Source organism: Paraburkholderia caffeinitolerans, from assembly GCF_902859945.1.
Lineage (GTDB): Bacteria > Pseudomonadota > Gammaproteobacteria > Burkholderiales > Burkholderiaceae > Paraburkholderia > Paraburkholderia caffeinitolerans.
Window position 1 is genome coordinate 37,093 of the sequence record NZ_CADIKL010000041.1, and the last position, 14,679, is coordinate 51,771.

The 14,679-nt window shown below is 62.3% G+C and carries 12 protein-coding genes and 1 pseudogene; 4 read left to right on the forward strand and 9 right to left on the reverse strand.

The features are described 5' to 3' along the window. Positions 1 to 69: 69 nt before the first annotated feature. From HV773_RS29245 to HV773_RS29280, 8 genes are all read right to left on the reverse strand, one after another. Positions 70 to 1,332 carry an arsenic transporter gene (locus tag HV773_RS29245; protein ID WP_175197655.1) on the reverse strand — a complete coding sequence of 421 codons (1,263 nt, stop codon included), beginning with the start codon at positions 1,330 to 1,332 and terminating at the stop codon, positions 70 to 72. Beyond that, complete coding sequence (locus tag HV773_RS29250) at positions 1,329 to 2,663, reverse strand: MFS transporter (RefSeq protein WP_246282482.1); 1,335 nt, start codon at positions 2,661 to 2,663, stop codon at positions 1,329 to 1,331. The genes HV773_RS29245 and HV773_RS29250 overlap by 4 nt, the downstream gene beginning before the upstream one ends. Before the next feature lie 13 nt (positions 2,664 to 2,676). Further along, positions 2,677 to 3,249, reverse strand: a complete 573-nt coding sequence (locus HV773_RS29255; protein WP_175197657.1) for a hypothetical protein — start codon at positions 3,247 to 3,249, stop codon at positions 2,677 to 2,679. Positions 3,250 to 3,261: 12 nt separating this feature from the next. Next, complete coding sequence (locus HV773_RS29260) at positions 3,262 to 3,990, reverse strand: hypothetical protein (RefSeq protein WP_246282484.1); 729 nt, start codon at positions 3,988 to 3,990, stop codon at positions 3,262 to 3,264. A gap of 217 nt (positions 3,991 to 4,207) precedes the next feature. Beyond that, positions 4,208 to 5,578 (reverse strand): sigma-54-dependent transcriptional regulator, encoded by a 1,371-nt coding sequence (locus HV773_RS29265; protein WP_175197658.1) that lies wholly within the window; start codon positions 5,576 to 5,578, stop codon positions 4,208 to 4,210. Further along, a complete protein-coding gene (locus HV773_RS29270) occupies positions 5,560 to 7,125 on the reverse strand; it encodes a sensor histidine kinase (protein WP_175197689.1) in 1,566 nt (521 codons plus the stop codon). The genes HV773_RS29265 and HV773_RS29270 overlap by 19 nt, the downstream gene beginning before the upstream one ends. A gap of 89 nt (positions 7,126 to 7,214) precedes the next feature. Beyond that, the gene (gene tnpC, locus HV773_RS29275; protein WP_175197659.1) at positions 7,215 to 7,580 is read right to left on the reverse strand and encodes a Tn3 family transposase post-transcriptional regulator TnpC; all 366 of its coding nucleotides are present in this window, start codon (positions 7,578 to 7,580) and stop codon (positions 7,215 to 7,217) included. Then, positions 7,577 to 10,573, reverse strand: a complete 2,997-nt coding sequence (locus HV773_RS29280) for a Tn3 family transposase (RefSeq protein ID WP_175197660.1) — start codon at positions 10,571 to 10,573, stop codon at positions 7,577 to 7,579. Before HV773_RS29280 ends, tnpC begins: the two co-directional genes overlap by 4 nt. 74 nt (positions 10,574 to 10,647) lie before the next feature. Between HV773_RS29280 and HV773_RS29285 the strand changes: the two genes are divergently transcribed. The 3 genes and pseudogenes from HV773_RS29285 to HV773_RS29295 all read left to right on the forward strand — a co-directional run. Beyond that, on the forward strand, positions 10,648 to 11,076 hold the full coding sequence (locus HV773_RS29285) for a hypothetical protein (RefSeq protein ID WP_246282486.1): 429 nt from the start codon (positions 10,648 to 10,650) through the stop codon (positions 11,074 to 11,076). Positions 11,077 to 11,200: 124 nt separating this feature from the next. Further along, positions 11,201 to 11,497, forward strand: a complete 297-nt coding sequence (locus HV773_RS29290) for a type II toxin-antitoxin system RelE/ParE family toxin (RefSeq protein WP_175197661.1) — start codon at positions 11,201 to 11,203, stop codon at positions 11,495 to 11,497. A gap of 1 nt (position 11,498) precedes the next feature. After that, positions 11,499 to 11,837 (forward strand): annotated as a pseudogene (locus HV773_RS29295) (addiction module antidote protein); the annotation flags it as partial. 179 nt (positions 11,838 to 12,016) lie between these two features. Here the strand turns inward: HV773_RS29295 and HV773_RS29300 are convergent. Next, positions 12,017 to 12,733: an IS6 family transposase gene (locus HV773_RS29300; protein ID WP_175197678.1), complete on the reverse strand. Its 717-nt coding sequence runs from the start codon at positions 12,731 to 12,733 to the stop codon at positions 12,017 to 12,019. Positions 12,734 to 14,096: 1,363 nt separating this feature from the next. On the opposite strand from HV773_RS29300, the gene HV773_RS29305 reads away from it, so the two are divergent. Then, positions 14,097 to 14,396 (forward strand): hypothetical protein, encoded by a 300-nt coding sequence (locus HV773_RS29305; protein ID WP_175197663.1) that lies wholly within the window; start codon positions 14,097 to 14,099, stop codon positions 14,394 to 14,396. Positions 14,397 to 14,679 lie beyond the last annotated feature (283 nt).

Consider the following 14,679-nt stretch of genomic DNA (forward strand, 5'->3'; position numbering starts at 1 on the left):
CATATTCGATGACGGACTGATAATGTGCGTTATCCGTCTAGCACTGTTCAAGTCACCTACGGTTTTCAGTCAAGCAAGCTGAAGTGCCCCTAGCGCAGCAGCAAGCGCTGGCAGCATGACCGCGATCCCCAGCTTGAGAAACCCGAGTGCACCCACATCGACACCTTCCCGTCGCAGCGCCGTCAACCAGAGTATGGTGGCGAGCGACCCGGTGATTGACAGATTGGGTCCCAGGTCGATGCCTATCAATACAGCGTTTGCCACCCGATCCGGCGCGTGGGCCGCAGCGACGGCAGAGCCCGCAATCAGGCCGGCCGGCAGATTATTGATGAGGTTGCCCGCGAGCGCGACCGTGATGCCGGACACCCAGCCCGCGTGCGACACCGAGTGCCGGGACAGATCGCCCAACAAGCGCGCGAGCCCGTCGATCACGCCCGTTCGCTGAAGGCCTTCAACGAGCACGAAAAGACCGGCAACCAGTGGCAGGACGGCCCACGAAACCTCAGTGAGATAGTCCCAGAGCACGCGCCGCTTTTGCAGGCAGACTGCAACGAAGACGGCAACACCTGCAGCGAAGGTCGGCCAGCCCAACGGAAATCCAAGGGCAGACGCGCCGAGCATGACAACGGCCATCGTCGCGATACCCCATCCGGTGGTCCTGCCTGCTGTGGACAGTTTTGGTGGTTCGGATTCCTTGTCAATAGTTTGGGACAGCGAGCCGCGCTGCAGTAACCGGAGGACCATATAAGTCACGACAATCGACAGCACTGACGGCAGCGCGAAGCGCGCAACCCAAGTCGCAAGCGTGGGCATGTGCTCGCGGAAGATCACCAGGTTCGCGGGGTTCGAAATGGGCAGCACGAAGCTCGCCGCATTCGCGACAAACGCGCAGACGTACAGGTACGGCAGCGGTCGATCGGCCCTGACCGCCCGTACGACAGCCAGCACGGCCGGCGTCAGGACCACGGCCGTTGCGTCGTTGGACATCAGGATGGTCACGACCGTGCCGACACAGTACAGCAGGAAGAACAGCCGCGTGGCCGAGCCATCCGCCTTTTGCGCGGCGAGCACCGCCATGTAGTCGAACAGCCCCTCCCTGCGGGCCAGTTCTGACGCCAGCATCATGCCGGTCAGGAACAGATAGACATCCATGCCCTTGCCGACGGCATGCAGGGCTTCCAGCCACGGCAGTCTGCCCGAGAAGCATAGCGTCAGGGCGCCGAGCACAGCCCAGATGGCTTCAGGGAGCCGGAACGGCCGCGTGATGACGCCCAGCGCGGTCACGGCCGCGATCGCCCAGACCGGAAACGGAGAGTTGAGGATGGTGTTCATTCCGTGATACCCGTGACGGAGCGCGATGCACGTCGCGCGCGGGGTGACTGTTCCTGCGGCCCGCCGGCTGGCTTCTCTTCCAGACTGGTCTCCGGCATGAAAAGGGCGAAGACGATGAACGCTGCTGCGGCGACCATCGAGAGGGCGAGAAATCCTGCGGCAAAACCGAAACGGTCGACGATAAGACCACTGATCACGTTGCTCAATCCGGCGCCGATGCCGACGGCCAGTGAGGTGGCACCCTGGGCGAGATTGAAGCGGCCGGTCCCACGCATGAGGTCTGACGCAATCACGGTCGCGATCACCCCGAAGATGCCGGCGGAAACGCCGTCCAGCAGCTGGATGCCGATGACCGCCCAGGGGTTGTCGGTGAGCGCGAAGAGCAGGCCGCGCACCGGCAGCACCGCGAGGGCCACCAGAAATATCTTCCTGCGGCCCACACCTGCCCGGACCGCGCGGCCCACACTTGCGGCGACGGCCACCATCACCAGCTGGGCCGCAATCATGCACGCCCCCAGCCCGACGATATCCTGGCCAGGCGCAGCCTTCGCGATCATCTGCCCCGCGAGCGGCAGCATCGCCGCGTTGCCAAAGTGGAAGAGCACGACCGTCGCGAGGAAAGTCATGAGGTCCCGTCGCTGCACGAGCGCCCTGAGCGGCACGGGCCGGCCGCTGCCTTCTGGTGTGCGCAGCACCTCGCCGCCGCGCGCGAGTTCATGGTCGATGTCGGACGGCCGCACGAGCATGACGGTCAGTGCGCTGGTTGCGGCGAACAGGCACACCAGCCAGAAGAGCCACACGGTGCCCGCATACTGGCCGAGCGTGCCGGCCAGCACGGCGGCCGTGACGTTGCCCGCGTGGTTGAAGCCCTCGTTGCGGCTCACGCGCACGGCCAGCAGGCGGTGCCCCACCACGCCGAGACTCAGCGCGGCCAGGCACGGGCCAATGACGGCGGAGACGAGCGCGAGCATGGTCTGCGTCACCAGGATGACCGGCAGCGTGGGAGCGCGCGCAATCACCAGACAGCCTGTCGCGACCACGCAGGCCGAGACGGCAATGACCGCGCGCTTTGCCCGAAGTGCATCCACCAGCATGCCGGCGGGAATCTGGCTGAGCGCGGCCGCGAGGCCACTTACGCCCATCACGAGGCCGATGTCGCCGGAAGACCAGTGCTGCGTACCCTTCAGGAATACGGCGAGGAATGGCCCGATGCCGTCCCGCACGTCCGCCATCAGGAAACTGACCGCGTCGAGTCCCCTGAGGCTTTGCGCCGACGGGGAACGGCTGCTTTCGGAACGGCAGGTGCTGGCGCGTGCGAAGGGGCTCATCATCTTCTCCGCCGGCTCATGCCCCGGTCCCGGCATCGGACCCGGCATCCGCAACGGTCTGCTCCGCAATCTCGCTCACCTCGAGCGTGCGGCCATACCCGTTCTCGACCATGTCGCCCCAGGCCTGGACGCGTGCACCGGGCGCCAGATACGCCTGCAGTGCTTCGGCGGCATGAGAAGGCATTCGCAGCGACGTGCCATCATCCAGCAGCGCGCCACGCAGGTCTCCCTTTGGCCCATGCAGCGACAGAAGGACGGTGCCCGTCACCTCCGTCGCGTGCGTTTCGACCTCGGGCCGCTCGTGCCCGTCGCCATCGCGTTGCGGTCCTTCGTCGACAATAATCTCGCCGTCCCCGAGGTGAATCGACACTGCCGCGATGACGCCTGCCGTGCGGGGCCGGACGCCTCGCACAGTAACGGTGTCGCCGACTGAGACATGTCTCATGACGTGCTCGCCGAGGTGCGGAGGAAAATGGACCTGCTGCTTCCCGTCAAGGAGGAAGCCGTCGGGTTCGCCGTGCGGGTTAAGCAGGAACTGCGTGACTGTGCCTTTCGTTTCGGGCAGGCATGCCGGATCAATCCAGTGCATGGTGTTTCTCCTTCAGTTGGGAAAGGTGGTGTAGAGCCGGGTGAGGTTGCCGGGTGTGCCAAAGGCGGTGGCCTGCAGGGCTTCGCCGTACCGGTTACGCGTGCCGTAGCCGGTCGCGGCGACGGTCGCACCGGGTCGCAGCAGGTTCGCGAACTGCTGGGCCACGATGGGCGTCAGTTTGACCACGGTGCCGTCGCGGAGCAGCACGCCATCCGGTTCGCCACGGGGTGCCGTCGTTACGCGCAGGACTTCGCCCTGCACGCTGAGCCGCACGAGCCCGGCGCCGCGCAGCGCAGGCGGTGGTCGCGGTACATCGGGTGGCGGTGGCTGGTCGACGAGCTGCTGGCCGGTACGCTGGTTGACGATCTGCTGCGCTTTCACGTCGCCGCTGCCGTCCCTGAAGCCCGCCACCTGAACGGCGTCGCCGGGTTGAACGGCAGCCACCAGTTGGGTGCCGAGATGCGGCGGGAAATGCACGAGCGAGCCGTCACCCAGGATGAAACCGTCGACGTCGCCTTCGGGGTTGATAACGAACCGGCTGACGGTCCCTTGTGCGACGGGAGACGTTTGGATTGCGGATGGCAGCCATGTGCGCGGTGGCGCAGGCGCTACAGGCAACGCTCCCGGGACGGGCAGCTCCGATGGACCCGCCGCCGCAGGTGGCAGGTCAGGCGCAGCGGGGCCGGGCGGCGTCTGGGCAACGCACGCGCTGGCCAGCGGCATGAGCGCGACGAGACCCATGCGGACTGCACCTGTCACGGCGCGTGTTGCGGGCCTTGGAATATGCCCAATCCTGGGCAGGGAGGTCGGGAACATGGTTCACTCCGGTCAGAGGACAGCGAGTGAACTGCAAAGGCTATACCATGCTCATGGGCACGCCCGGACAAGGGGTTGGCGGGACGCCAGAGGCTGCTGACGTCCGGTTACTGGACAGCGGGTGTCGGCTTCGTTGACAGGTTCAGCTGAGTCCGAGACTGGCCATCCTGGTGTAGAGCGACTGACGACTGATGCCGAGCCGCCGCGCGGCGTCGGCCCGGTTACCGTTCGCGAGCGCCAATGCGCGGGCAATCATCGCGCGTTCGACGCGCTCAACGGCTTCCGTGAGCGACAGGTCTGCGAAGTCGGCGGGCAGTGCCCATTCTGGGGATAGTGACGGCCCCTTGAGGAACGACAGGTCTTCGTCGGTAATCGCCGGACCGGGCGCGAGCGAACAGACCCTCTCGATGGCATTCTTCAGTTCGCGGACGTTCCCAGGCCACGGATAGCCGACAAGGCGCCGCTGCGCTTCGACGGAAAAATGCAGCGTACGGCCCGCTGACTTCGTTGCATTTGCAAGGAAGTGCTCGGCAAGCGGCAGGACGTCGGCAATTCGTTCCCGCAGCGGTGGCAGATGCAGCGGAATGACGTTCAGGCGGTACAGCAGGTCCTGGCGGAATTCGCCTGCGGCCACCATCGCATCGAGCTCGCGATGTGTGGCCGCGACGACGCGTATATCGACCGGAATGACTCTGTTCGTGCCGATCGGTGTGACGTTCCGTTCCTGAAGGACCCGCAGAAGCTTGGCCTGCATCGCGGGTGGCATGTCGCCGATTTCGTCCAGGAACAGCGTGCCGCTGTCAGCCTCCACGATGCGGCCGGCGCGTTCGGTGGCAGCGCCCGTGAAGGCACCTTTCCCATGGCCGAACAGTTCGCTTTCCAGCAGATCCTGCGGGATGGCCGCGCAGTTCACGGCGACGAACGGTCCGTCGCGACGACGGGACGCTTCGTGCAGGACGTGTGCGGCGACTTCCTTGCCCGTTCCCGTTTCGCCTGTGATGAGAACGGTCGCGTCGGTTGTGGCAGCCCGTCCCAGCTGCTTCTGGACCGTGCGCATCGCCTCGCTCACCCCCAGCAGCAGCGGCTTGTCCGAGACCGGCTCCCCGGCGAATGGCGCCTCATCGTGTTCAGTGACAGCCGGCGGCTGGCTGGCCGAGAAGATGCGTTCGAGCAGCGAGATGATGTCGTTGCGCCCGACTGGTTTCGTGAGGTGCTCGAAGGCGCCCAGGCGCATGGCGCCAATCGTGTTGTCGCTGGTTGCGTGAGCGGTGAGCATCACGACGGGCACCGCCTTCAGCGCAGCGTCGCCTCGCAGCCGTTCCAGCACGGCCAGACCGTCGAGGCCCGGGAGCCGGAAGTCGAGAAAGACGCAGTCGGCCCGGCCGTCATGCAACGCGTCAAGGGCAGCTTCGCCCGACGCGGCCTGCAGCACGCGATGGCCAAGGTCGGACAGCGTCTCCGCGAGGCCTTCACGGAAGGCGTCGTCGTCATCGACTATGAGGATGGTTGCCATGGAATCTCAATCACGAAACAGGCACCGGCTAACTTGCCGTCGAGCCAGGCACGGCCGCCATGCGCGGACGCTACTTCGCGAACGACCGCAAGGCCCAGGCCGGACCCGTCGGGGCGCCCCGTCACGAACGGTTCGAAAATGCGTTCGCGCTGGTCCGCTGGCACCCCCGGTCCATTGTCGGACACGGCGATTCTCAGATGCGGGCGCCCGGCTGACCAGTCACGCTGGGCGGTCACGGTGACCATGCCTGCCTCGCCCACGTGACGCAGCGCGTTCAGCAGCAGGTTGTCGAGCGCGCGCCGAAGCTGCTCCGGGTCGAACTCGGGCAGCGCTGGCGTCGGGGCTTCGGCCAATGCCTCGAGCTTCGTCACGAGCATCAGACGGATGCCGCGCTGGCGTGCCAGTTCGCGGTGCGACTCAACGACACTGGCCAACCATCCGGCCACGTTCACCTTTTGTGGCTTGACGGTGACGGGCTGTGTCAGGGCAAGAAGGCTCGCGACCTGCGTTTCTATCCGTCCAATCTGCTCAAGGATAAAGCGGAGTGCCCCCTGTTGTCGCTCGCTGTCACCTGCCAGCGCGTTCTCGGCTTTCAGCCGCATCGCGCCTGCCGGGTTGCGGATCTCGTGTGCGACCTGCGCGGCCAGCTTGCCCAGCACACTGAAGCGCTCGGCCCGGGCCAGTTTGTCGCTGAGGTCCGCAGTCTGTTGCCGCAACTGTTCAGCACGGTTGGCGTAGCGATTGAGCGCATCAACGATCCTGTCCAGTTCCGGCTCGTGAAGGCGAGGCAGTTGACCGGCCGGCTCGACGCTGCTTTCCAGTGACAGGCCGCTCTCAAGCAGGTTGAGATTGCGCTTCCAGCGGCGCAGGGTCACCGCAAGCGCGACAGCCACCACGAGGATGACGGCAAGAATGGCGGCCAGCCCGGTGACGAGCAACTCTCCGTGCGGCCCAAGCGGCGGACGGGCACGGGTCAGCATCCACGCGAACAGGGCTGGCTCATCCTTCACGGTGCAGGCCGCGGCGACGACCGCATCCGGTCCGCTACGGATGACATCGGCTGCAGCCGTATGCGTGGCCGCAGCCGTCCGGAGGGTGCGCAATATCAGCGGCGTTTCGGCTTCCGGGATGTCGCGCTTGATGCCGCTCCCCTGGTAGGTCGGAAAGGCATAGGCCAGAAAGCCGGTTGGCGGTGCGTTGACCGCTGCCTCGCTGTCGCGCGATTGCGTCGCCCCGTGAGGCACCGCCAACGCGACCGGCCCGGAGGTCCAGAATCCCCCTTCGACGTTTTGTTCCTGCGCGAGAACGATGTCAAGCACGGCGTGCATGAGGTCCGTGTTTCCTGTCGCAGCCGATAGCGGACGCGAAAGGCTGTAGCGGGAGGCAACGGCTTCACAGGCGGCCGTTACCTGCTGCCTGGCGCCCGCTATCTGTTGGCTCTCGGCGGAGATTGCCATGAACCCTACGATGGCGACGAGCACGGCGCATAGCGCTGCCACGAGTGCCCACAGGACGACGAGCTGCGTCGAGAACGAGGGTCGCTTCATCAGGAGAACGACGGCAAAAGGTATGGGAGAAGCAACAACGGGATCGGGCAACCGACTGCTGCCGCGATCGGCGTGCGGGCTGGCACCGTTCAACCCTCGCCAAACCCGTCGTCCGGGTGCAGCGCTTCGAGCGGCTCGAGCATCGTCCTCACCCGCGTGAGCTCCATGACAAATTCGTCAATCAGGTCGAGCGCGTCCCGCACCTGCTCGGGCAAGGTGCCTTCGCGTCGCGACGGCACCGACGGTGCGCCATTCAATACAGAGTGCGCCATGCTATGGATTGCCAGCAGATCGTCGCGTAGCCCCTCGGGATCATGAAGCTGGGTGCGGATGCGATCGACGATATCGACGGCGGCCAGCAGGCGGGTCGTATCGTAGCTCGATTCGAGCCGCTCGAGCGCGGCGGTGTCGACAGCGCCGAAACAGGTCGTCGTGATCGCTGGGCGTGCAGTCATGGGCGGGATGCGTAGGTACGGGCCGCATGGCCGAACAGCGGGTCCCTGATCCAGGCTTCCGGCCGACGATCCAGATGCAGTTTATAGTGGCCGAAGCGTCGGATGTTGTGAGTCGGGTACGGGCTTAGAAACTCGATGTCTTCGGCGCGCACTTTCTCGCCGTTTGCCGCCATCTCGCGCAGCGCCTGCATCATGTCCACCGTATTCTGCAAGATTACGGCCGACGCGACCAAGTCGTTGTAGCGTAGCCGCTTCTGCTGTTCCTCCGGTTCGTTCTCGGCGATCACGTCGCCACCGAACGACAGCCATTTGGAGAAGCCATTGTACGACTCGATCTTGTTCGTGTTCGCGGTGACCTCCTGCCGCAATTCGAGGCTGCCGATCCACTCGAGCAGGAACACCGTGCGAACGACGTTGCCGAGCTCTCGCGCGGCCAGGTACAGCCGGTTCTTGCGGCTTTCGGAGCCGAGCCGGCGCAGCAGCAGCGGCGACGAGATCGTGCCCGCCTGAATCGACAGCGCAACCTGCATCAGCTCCTGCCAGTGCTGCTCGATCAGCACCCATTCGATGGTCGCCGTGAACAGCCTGTCGATGTGCTCGTATTTGGCCTTGCTGTCCGGCCGGTACAGGACGAGGTCCTTCCAGTTGCGAATTCGTGGCATCAGGTTGATGCCGAGCAGGTACGTGAACGCGAACACGGCGGCCGACTGGCCCTGCGTGTCGGCATGGACGGTATCGGCCTTGACCGACAGGCGCGCTTTCAGCAGCCCCTCGATCACGTAGATCGCTTCCCAGACACCCGGCGGAATGAAGTGCTGGAACACGGCGATATAGTTGTCGGCGACGTGCCGGTACGCGACCGCGCCCATTTTCCGGTAGCGGAAGTGATAGCCGGCCAGCAGATTGTTGTCGTAGAAGTCGTACTGCGTGCCGTCGGCCGCCACCGTCTTGCCATCGCCCCAGTGTTTGGGCAGATCAAGCCGCAAGTAAAGTTCAATCAGCTCGCGTTGTGCGGTCTCGAGCTTGTCCAGGCTCATATGCCGGCGATTGACGAACGAGAGCATGTGCGCGGTGACATCCGGGTCAAGATGGCGGGCCGCCTGGGTCGGGCCGAGATTGCAGCCCATCGCGAAAATGGTCAGCAGGTAACGCTCGGCGGCCTTGCGAATCTGGGGATCGCTCCCGGACAGCGGCCCGAAGTGCCGCGTGAAATGCGTCCAGTGTTCGATGTTCGCGAGGATGTCCAGCATGTTCCGTGTCGGCAGACGGGCGTTGAGCCGCTCCTGCAGGGCGATCGCGCTCGCCGGGATCTCCTTCGCCACGGTTTTGCGCAGGATCGGTTCGCCGTGACGGTCGATCACGACGTGCTCGCGCTTGCGCGGCAATTCGTCGTCGAGCTTGCGGGCCGCGTCCGTCAGCCATTGACGGAGATGGTGAACGAAGTCATTGCCGGTCGTTGGCATGCCGAGCTTGTCGCAATAGTCGGGCAACTGCTGCTCGCACTGCCGCCACGGCAGCAGGTGGTCGCGATAGTCGGCGTAGGCGTCGGAGCCGGATACGCACAGATCGCCGACCCGTAACTCCTCGGCCATGTACGAGAAGACGCAGAGTTCGAGATATCGTCGATTGGTCGGCAATCCGTCGCCGTGGGAGCGACGTGCGAGCTTGCGCCACCGCGGCGCGGCAAAGCCTAGATCGACATCGGCATCGATCCACTCGCGATGCCGCGACTCGTTTTCCAGCACGACGTCGAGCGCATCGAGCAGCGAGCGGACCGGACTGGTCGAATCCCACTCGAGCGTGCGCGCGACACGCATCATGACCGAGCGATGGGCCTTGAAGTGCTTCCACAGCAGCGGCAGATAGTTGCGGCCGCTGAACGCGCGGATCGCCGCACAGCTCTCGCGCAACGGCTCCAGATCGCCCTTCGGCGCGAGCAGCTTTCTGACTGCCCTGGCGATGGCCGTCTCGTCGGATTCGTCGGCGAGGATGTCGGCCACGCCATCAAGCAGGACCACGAGATCCTCGACCTGATCACGCTGTTTGCGCTGGATCACGTCCAGCTCGTCGCTCGCGCGTTTGTGGATGGCAGCCATGCGCCGTACAAACATGTCGGCAAGATCGTCGCGGGCGCGCACGCGCATGCGGTTGAGCAGCGCGACGATCAATGTGTAGCGCTTCTCGGGCAGTGTGTCGTTCCTGAGGGCCGACGCATCGAGCGCCATCGCCTGATTCGCGAGCGAGCGCAGCTTCGAGGCCGGAATCCCGGCGACCGCCAGTGAAAAATCGCCGAGATCGTCGAGCCAGGCAAGCTGGTCGATCAGCAGGTCAAGATGCTGGCGCGATGGGCGTTTCGCATGACGCTTGATCCGGTTGTAGGCAGTCTGCCGGCTAGACAGGTCGCGTGCGAGCAGCCGGTCGAGCGCGACCTGCTGTTCTTCGGTCAGGCGTCGCGTGACGCGTTTGAAGAGCCGGGACTGCGCCCGCGCGTGAATCTGCTCGGTCAGCCGGTCGAGCGTTGAGAACGCTGGCAGCTCGATATCCCGCGCGATCAGTTCGTCGATCGTCGCGTTGATGATGTCGACAGGCTGATCCATCGTCAGCGACGCCGTGTGCGCCGCCCGCGTCGCGATCGCGTTCGCGTCGGTGCCGTAATACGGCTTCACGTTCAGCCAGGCGCGTACTGCGGTGTAATGCCGAAAGAGCGTTGGAGACGACGCGGTGTCGTAGCCGAATTGCACGATGTCGCCGATGTCGGCGGCCGCCCGAACGTGATCAACGATGGCGGCCGGGATGGTGTCAAGGGGCGGGAAATAGTGCAGTTGCTGAAAGACTTTCAGCAACACCAGGAGGCCCAGGCGAGGTCGCTCGCCGCGCGTTGACCGGCGCGCCCATTCGAGTTCGTCGGGCAGCGGCGTGTAACAGGCTTGCATGTCCCGGGGTGCCAGAACCTCGGGGAAGCGCGGGTACGCGGTGCGTTCGAGGGTAGCCATTGCGGATCGTCCGGATCGCCGAGGGCCGCTCAGATTAGCGCAAGAAAAGTCTGACGTTACTACTTCAATTCGTAATGAACCGCGCGATCTTCATAACCATAAGGCTTATGATAGGAATTTGCGCTTACCTTGTTTGTCCCCCTGTCTCGCTCGATACGGGAAAAGTCTATTGGACTTCTGATTCCGGCGACGCGTTGGACGAGGATATTCTTGACGACCTGGAAACTTCGGACCGCTACCTTGCGATACCGCATAAGAACGATCTCGATCTTGGACGAAGCCTCGCCTTGCGATTTGTCGCACAAGAGTTGCCTGCGTGTTACGACCAGGTGGAAGGATTTTTCCGGCGGCAAGGGGCTTACGCGCGCTTCAAGGATTTGCTGGAGCGCGAAGGCATTCTCGAACTCTGGTATGCGTTTGAAGCGGCCGCTGGCGAAAGTGCGCTGAGGCAATGGTGTGTTGAAAACGGGCTCGAGATACTTGAGACGCGACGGACCAGGTAGATGCGCCAAAATGTCTGGCATAGCATGTTACTCACTGGGAAATCACACTTTGCAGTGACAGGACTGGTGTTGAGTGGCCGGATGGCGTTTGATATACCGTAACCTATGAGTTACAATTTGTCTCATGACGAAGCTGATCATTACGCCCGAATTTGACGCCTGGCTCTCCCGCGTGCGAGACCGCCAGGCCGCGACGGCGATCGCCGGTCGGCTTGGCCGGGCACGGTTAGGCAACCTTGGGCACTGGCGTGCGGTAGGCGGCGGCGTTTCGGAGATGAAGATTGATATCGGCAGGGGCTATCGCGTCTATTTCACACAACATGGGGACGTGCTGGTGATCATCTTGTGCGGTGGCGACAAATCCACGCAGGCCGCAGACATCAAGCGCGCCAAGGCCATCGCGAAAGAGTTGGAGATTTGACATGAAAGTTAGCGAATTAATGGAGTTCGACGCGTCGAAGTACCTGAAAGATGAAACTGACTACCGTCTGTACCTCGCGCAAGCGTTCGAAGGCGGAGATCCAGTCGAGATTCAGGCGGCACTCGGCGACGTTGCCAAGGCACGTGGCATGACGGCACTTGCACGCGAGTCGGGCATCGCGCGTGAGGCGCTGTACCGCGCGCTCTCCAACAAGGGGCATGCCGAGTTCGCGACGATCATGAAGGTAATCGGGGCGATGGGCCTGCACCTCACGCTGGCAAAGCCCGAAGCAGCGCCGAAAGCGACCGCCAGGGCCAAGTCTGCGACGAAGGCAGTAGCGGAGAAGAAAGGCCGCACAGCGGCGAAGCGAGCGGGCAGCACGACCTCCAGGGGCCGCACCCGAACCAGCAGCGCCGCGCAAGCCTGACGCCCAATCCGTCGATCCAGCCCACGATTTGAAAGGATCTGGTGCAAATAGGTGGTCCGCTCAAGACACTTGCTATAAGTACGGATGCCTTATCAATTGAAAAGGACAGCATTCCAGGCGGCAGGCGAAGTGGTGTCCATGAACCCGAGAGCACTGAGGTCAAAGTGTCCCTTGCGAATGCGATGCGTCAACTCGATGCCTGAAATCGTGGTCGCGGCATTCCGGAACCGTTTGAAACCGAGCATCACCTTCGTTCTCGACTTGATGTTTCGATGGTCCTGCTCGATCAGGTTGTTCAGATACTTCGAGGACCGGACCTTCGTGTCTACCGGTAGCAGACCCTCGACCTTCATCTCTCTGACGGCCCGGTGCGAGGCGGCGTACCCATCGAGCGTGATCGTCTCTGGCGGCTGGCCCTGATGTCTGATCGCCTTGCTGAAAAAGGCTTTGGCTGCGGCCACATCGCGTTTCGCCCTGAGCATGAAGTCCACCGTCCGGCCGGCTCGATCTACCGCCCTATACAGATAAACCCATTTGCCACGGATCTTCACGTAGGTTTCGTCAACCCGCCACGACCGGCCGGCTGCGGTAGCAAAGCGATTCCAGCGCTTGACGAACGCCGGGGTGAACCGCTTGACCCAGCGCATGATCGTCGTGTGCGCCAGAGAAAGGCCGCGTTCGGACATCATCTCGACCAGATCGCGAAAGCTCAGCTTGTAACGCAGGTACCAACGAATGCACAGGACGATGACTTCGCGATCGAAATGTCGACCTTTGAGCAGCCTGTCCATTTTCCCCAACTTAGTCATCGGCTCGTCCTGCGCGCGTCCATGAACCCACGAGCCTAACCCAACGGCTTCATATTTGCACCAGATCCGAATATTGTTCAAACGCTGTGAGACGGACTGCTTGATTGACGGAATGACCGTGCCATGCGCCGTTTCACTATATACAGTATGTTGATACTGCCAATCCTTGAGCTTCGAGCCGCTCTGAGAGTTCGCGACGCGCATTGCGAGCGTCACGCGGTCGCGATACCAGGCCAATGCCGGCACTTGCTCAACGGACGCCTTGAGAAATTCGAAGGCGCTCGGGAAGACATAGAATTCGTATTGGCGTGCACCACCCTCGGAGGTGAACGTCATCGGGCGAACGAACCCGACCGCGCTTAAAAGCGAAAGTGATGTTTCGATGCTTTGATAGGCTCCGAAATTCCATCGGACCATCTTTACGAGGCGCAGCGATGGCTCATCGTTGTCAAATATCTGTCTCGCTGCCGATAAGAGGAATTCGTCGCCTTCAGCTTCGTAGTGGTCCAGAAGGGCATCTGCGAGGTAGTCTGGGTAGCGAATGAGGAAGTCAATTGCCATCACTCGCTTTTCGCTGCGAAACACATGTGTGGCGCCTGCAGCGCTGGCCGGCGGCGCATCGCTCGGCACGCCGCCGAGGGCTAGAATGAACATCAGCCGTAGGGCATCGCGATGCCGATAGCCATACTTGGCGGATGGTGCGGCCGTGTGACGTCCGCCCGTTGGGCTCACGTCGTGAGCCAGAGAGCCGTTATGCACTTTTTCCCCGAACGTGCTACGTTATGCTGCTATTTTCGAATCATGTCTTCTCAGTCGCGCGGCGCCCTGAACGGTGAGTCTTGCTGACCTGTCTCGCGCTAGCGAATGGCTGCGCGATGTTTTTCACGTTTATCTACAGAGTTCAGCGGCGCGAATTTCGGCGAAGAGACTAACGTGGGCGATACCGGACGTGACCGAGCCCTTCAAGTCTATCAGATGTGTTCGCGGGAGCCATCGTTCGTTTGCATGCGCGACGGATGAAATTTAACATGCGTTTTGCATATTTAATGCCGGCGGTTCACTGCTTCGCTCAATCACGGCTTGTTCGCCGAATAATAGCGACCCAGTGATTGCGGTGTTGATTGCCGGGCAGTTCACTGCCGTGCGCACTTGCATTGTGTCAGGCGAAACGTTCTGTCCTGAGAAATCGCCATAATAATGAGGGCGACGACGCAGCTACATACTGCGTCGTGCTTGGGGACGATGGGTGCAATACTCGTCGTATTTGGCTCGAGTTGCCGCGACGATTTAAGTACGGTCATCGCTGGTAGTGGATGTCCGGGTGGTTCCTCGCGTGAGCCTATTTATCAAGGACCTTCACGGTATGCGTCATCCTCTCGACAAAAATACCATCAACCAAGATATTTTCATGCTTTTGCACCTCGCTTACGGGGCAGAAGAGTACACGGATGTACACAATGACCGTGCGGACCATCCCGCTCTCAAGCTCGGGACGGAACTCTACTGGAACATGCTACGAAAGTTTGTTAATGAGCTTCTCGTTAGCATCGCGGTCCGTGCACGTATCATCTTTGATGTAAACGATGAGCAGAAAATCGCAGATAGAGTGGGGGGTACTGTAGTTGGTTACTACCTCGACGAGTCCCCGGGAAATCACGGATGAATTCCTTACACTCAGGGAAGCATGCAAAAAGGTTCTTCATGCGATATCCGTCGAGCTTGAATGGAACGACTCGGATGTATTTGAACATTGGAACGGAATTATCTTGCTCAAGGGCATGCATCGTAAAAAGCAGTGGGAGGTCGGTCTGATGGTCAACGCTTTTGCTTCGCAAATATCGACGGTTCTGACTCAGATTCTCGAAAGAGAGACGCCCAAAGAGTTGTCTACCGATTCATCCGTCCTGGAAAGCGAGGTTTAAGACGGCCGATGCGAGTCGAACGTC

Excerpts from the sequence above, each read along its gene's own strand:
- HV773_RS29285 (WP_246282486.1), top strand. The coding sequence starts at position 10,648 with ATGAACCGCGCGATCTTCATAACCATAAGGCTTATGATAGGAATTTGC.
- HV773_RS29305 (WP_175197663.1), top strand. The coding sequence starts at position 14,097 with ATGCGTCATCCTCTCGACAAAAATACCATCAACCAAGATATTTTCATG.
- HV773_RS29290 (WP_175197661.1), top strand. The coding sequence starts at position 11,201 with ATGACGAAGCTGATCATTACGCCCGAATTTGACGCCTGGCTCTCCCGC.
- HV773_RS29260 (WP_246282484.1), bottom strand. The coding sequence starts at position 3,990 with ATGGGTCTCGTCGCGCTCATGCCGCTGGCCAGCGCGTGCGTTGCCCAG.
- HV773_RS29270 (WP_175197689.1), bottom strand. The coding sequence starts at position 7,125 with ATGAAGCGACCCTCGTTCTCGACGCAGCTCGTCGTCCTGTGGGCACTC.
- HV773_RS29250 (WP_246282482.1), bottom strand. The coding sequence starts at position 2,663 with ATGATGAGCCCCTTCGCACGCGCCAGCACCTGCCGTTCCGAAAGCAGC.
- HV773_RS29300 (WP_175197678.1), bottom strand. The coding sequence starts at position 12,733 with ATGACTAAGTTGGGGAAAATGGACAGGCTGCTCAAAGGTCGACATTTC.
- tnpC (WP_175197659.1), bottom strand. The coding sequence starts at position 7,580 with ATGACTGCACGCCCAGCGATCACGACGACCTGTTTCGGCGCTGTCGAC.
- HV773_RS29245 (WP_175197655.1), bottom strand. The coding sequence starts at position 1,332 with ATGAACACCATCCTCAACTCTCCGTTTCCGGTCTGGGCGATCGCGGCC.
- HV773_RS29280 (WP_175197660.1), bottom strand. The coding sequence starts at position 10,573 with ATGGCTACCCTCGAACGCACCGCGTACCCGCGCTTCCCCGAGGTTCTG.
- HV773_RS29255 (WP_175197657.1), bottom strand. The coding sequence starts at position 3,249 with ATGCACTGGATTGATCCGGCATGCCTGCCCGAAACGAAAGGCACAGTC.
- HV773_RS29265 (WP_175197658.1), bottom strand. The coding sequence starts at position 5,578 with ATGGCAACCATCCTCATAGTCGATGACGACGACGCCTTCCGTGAAGGC.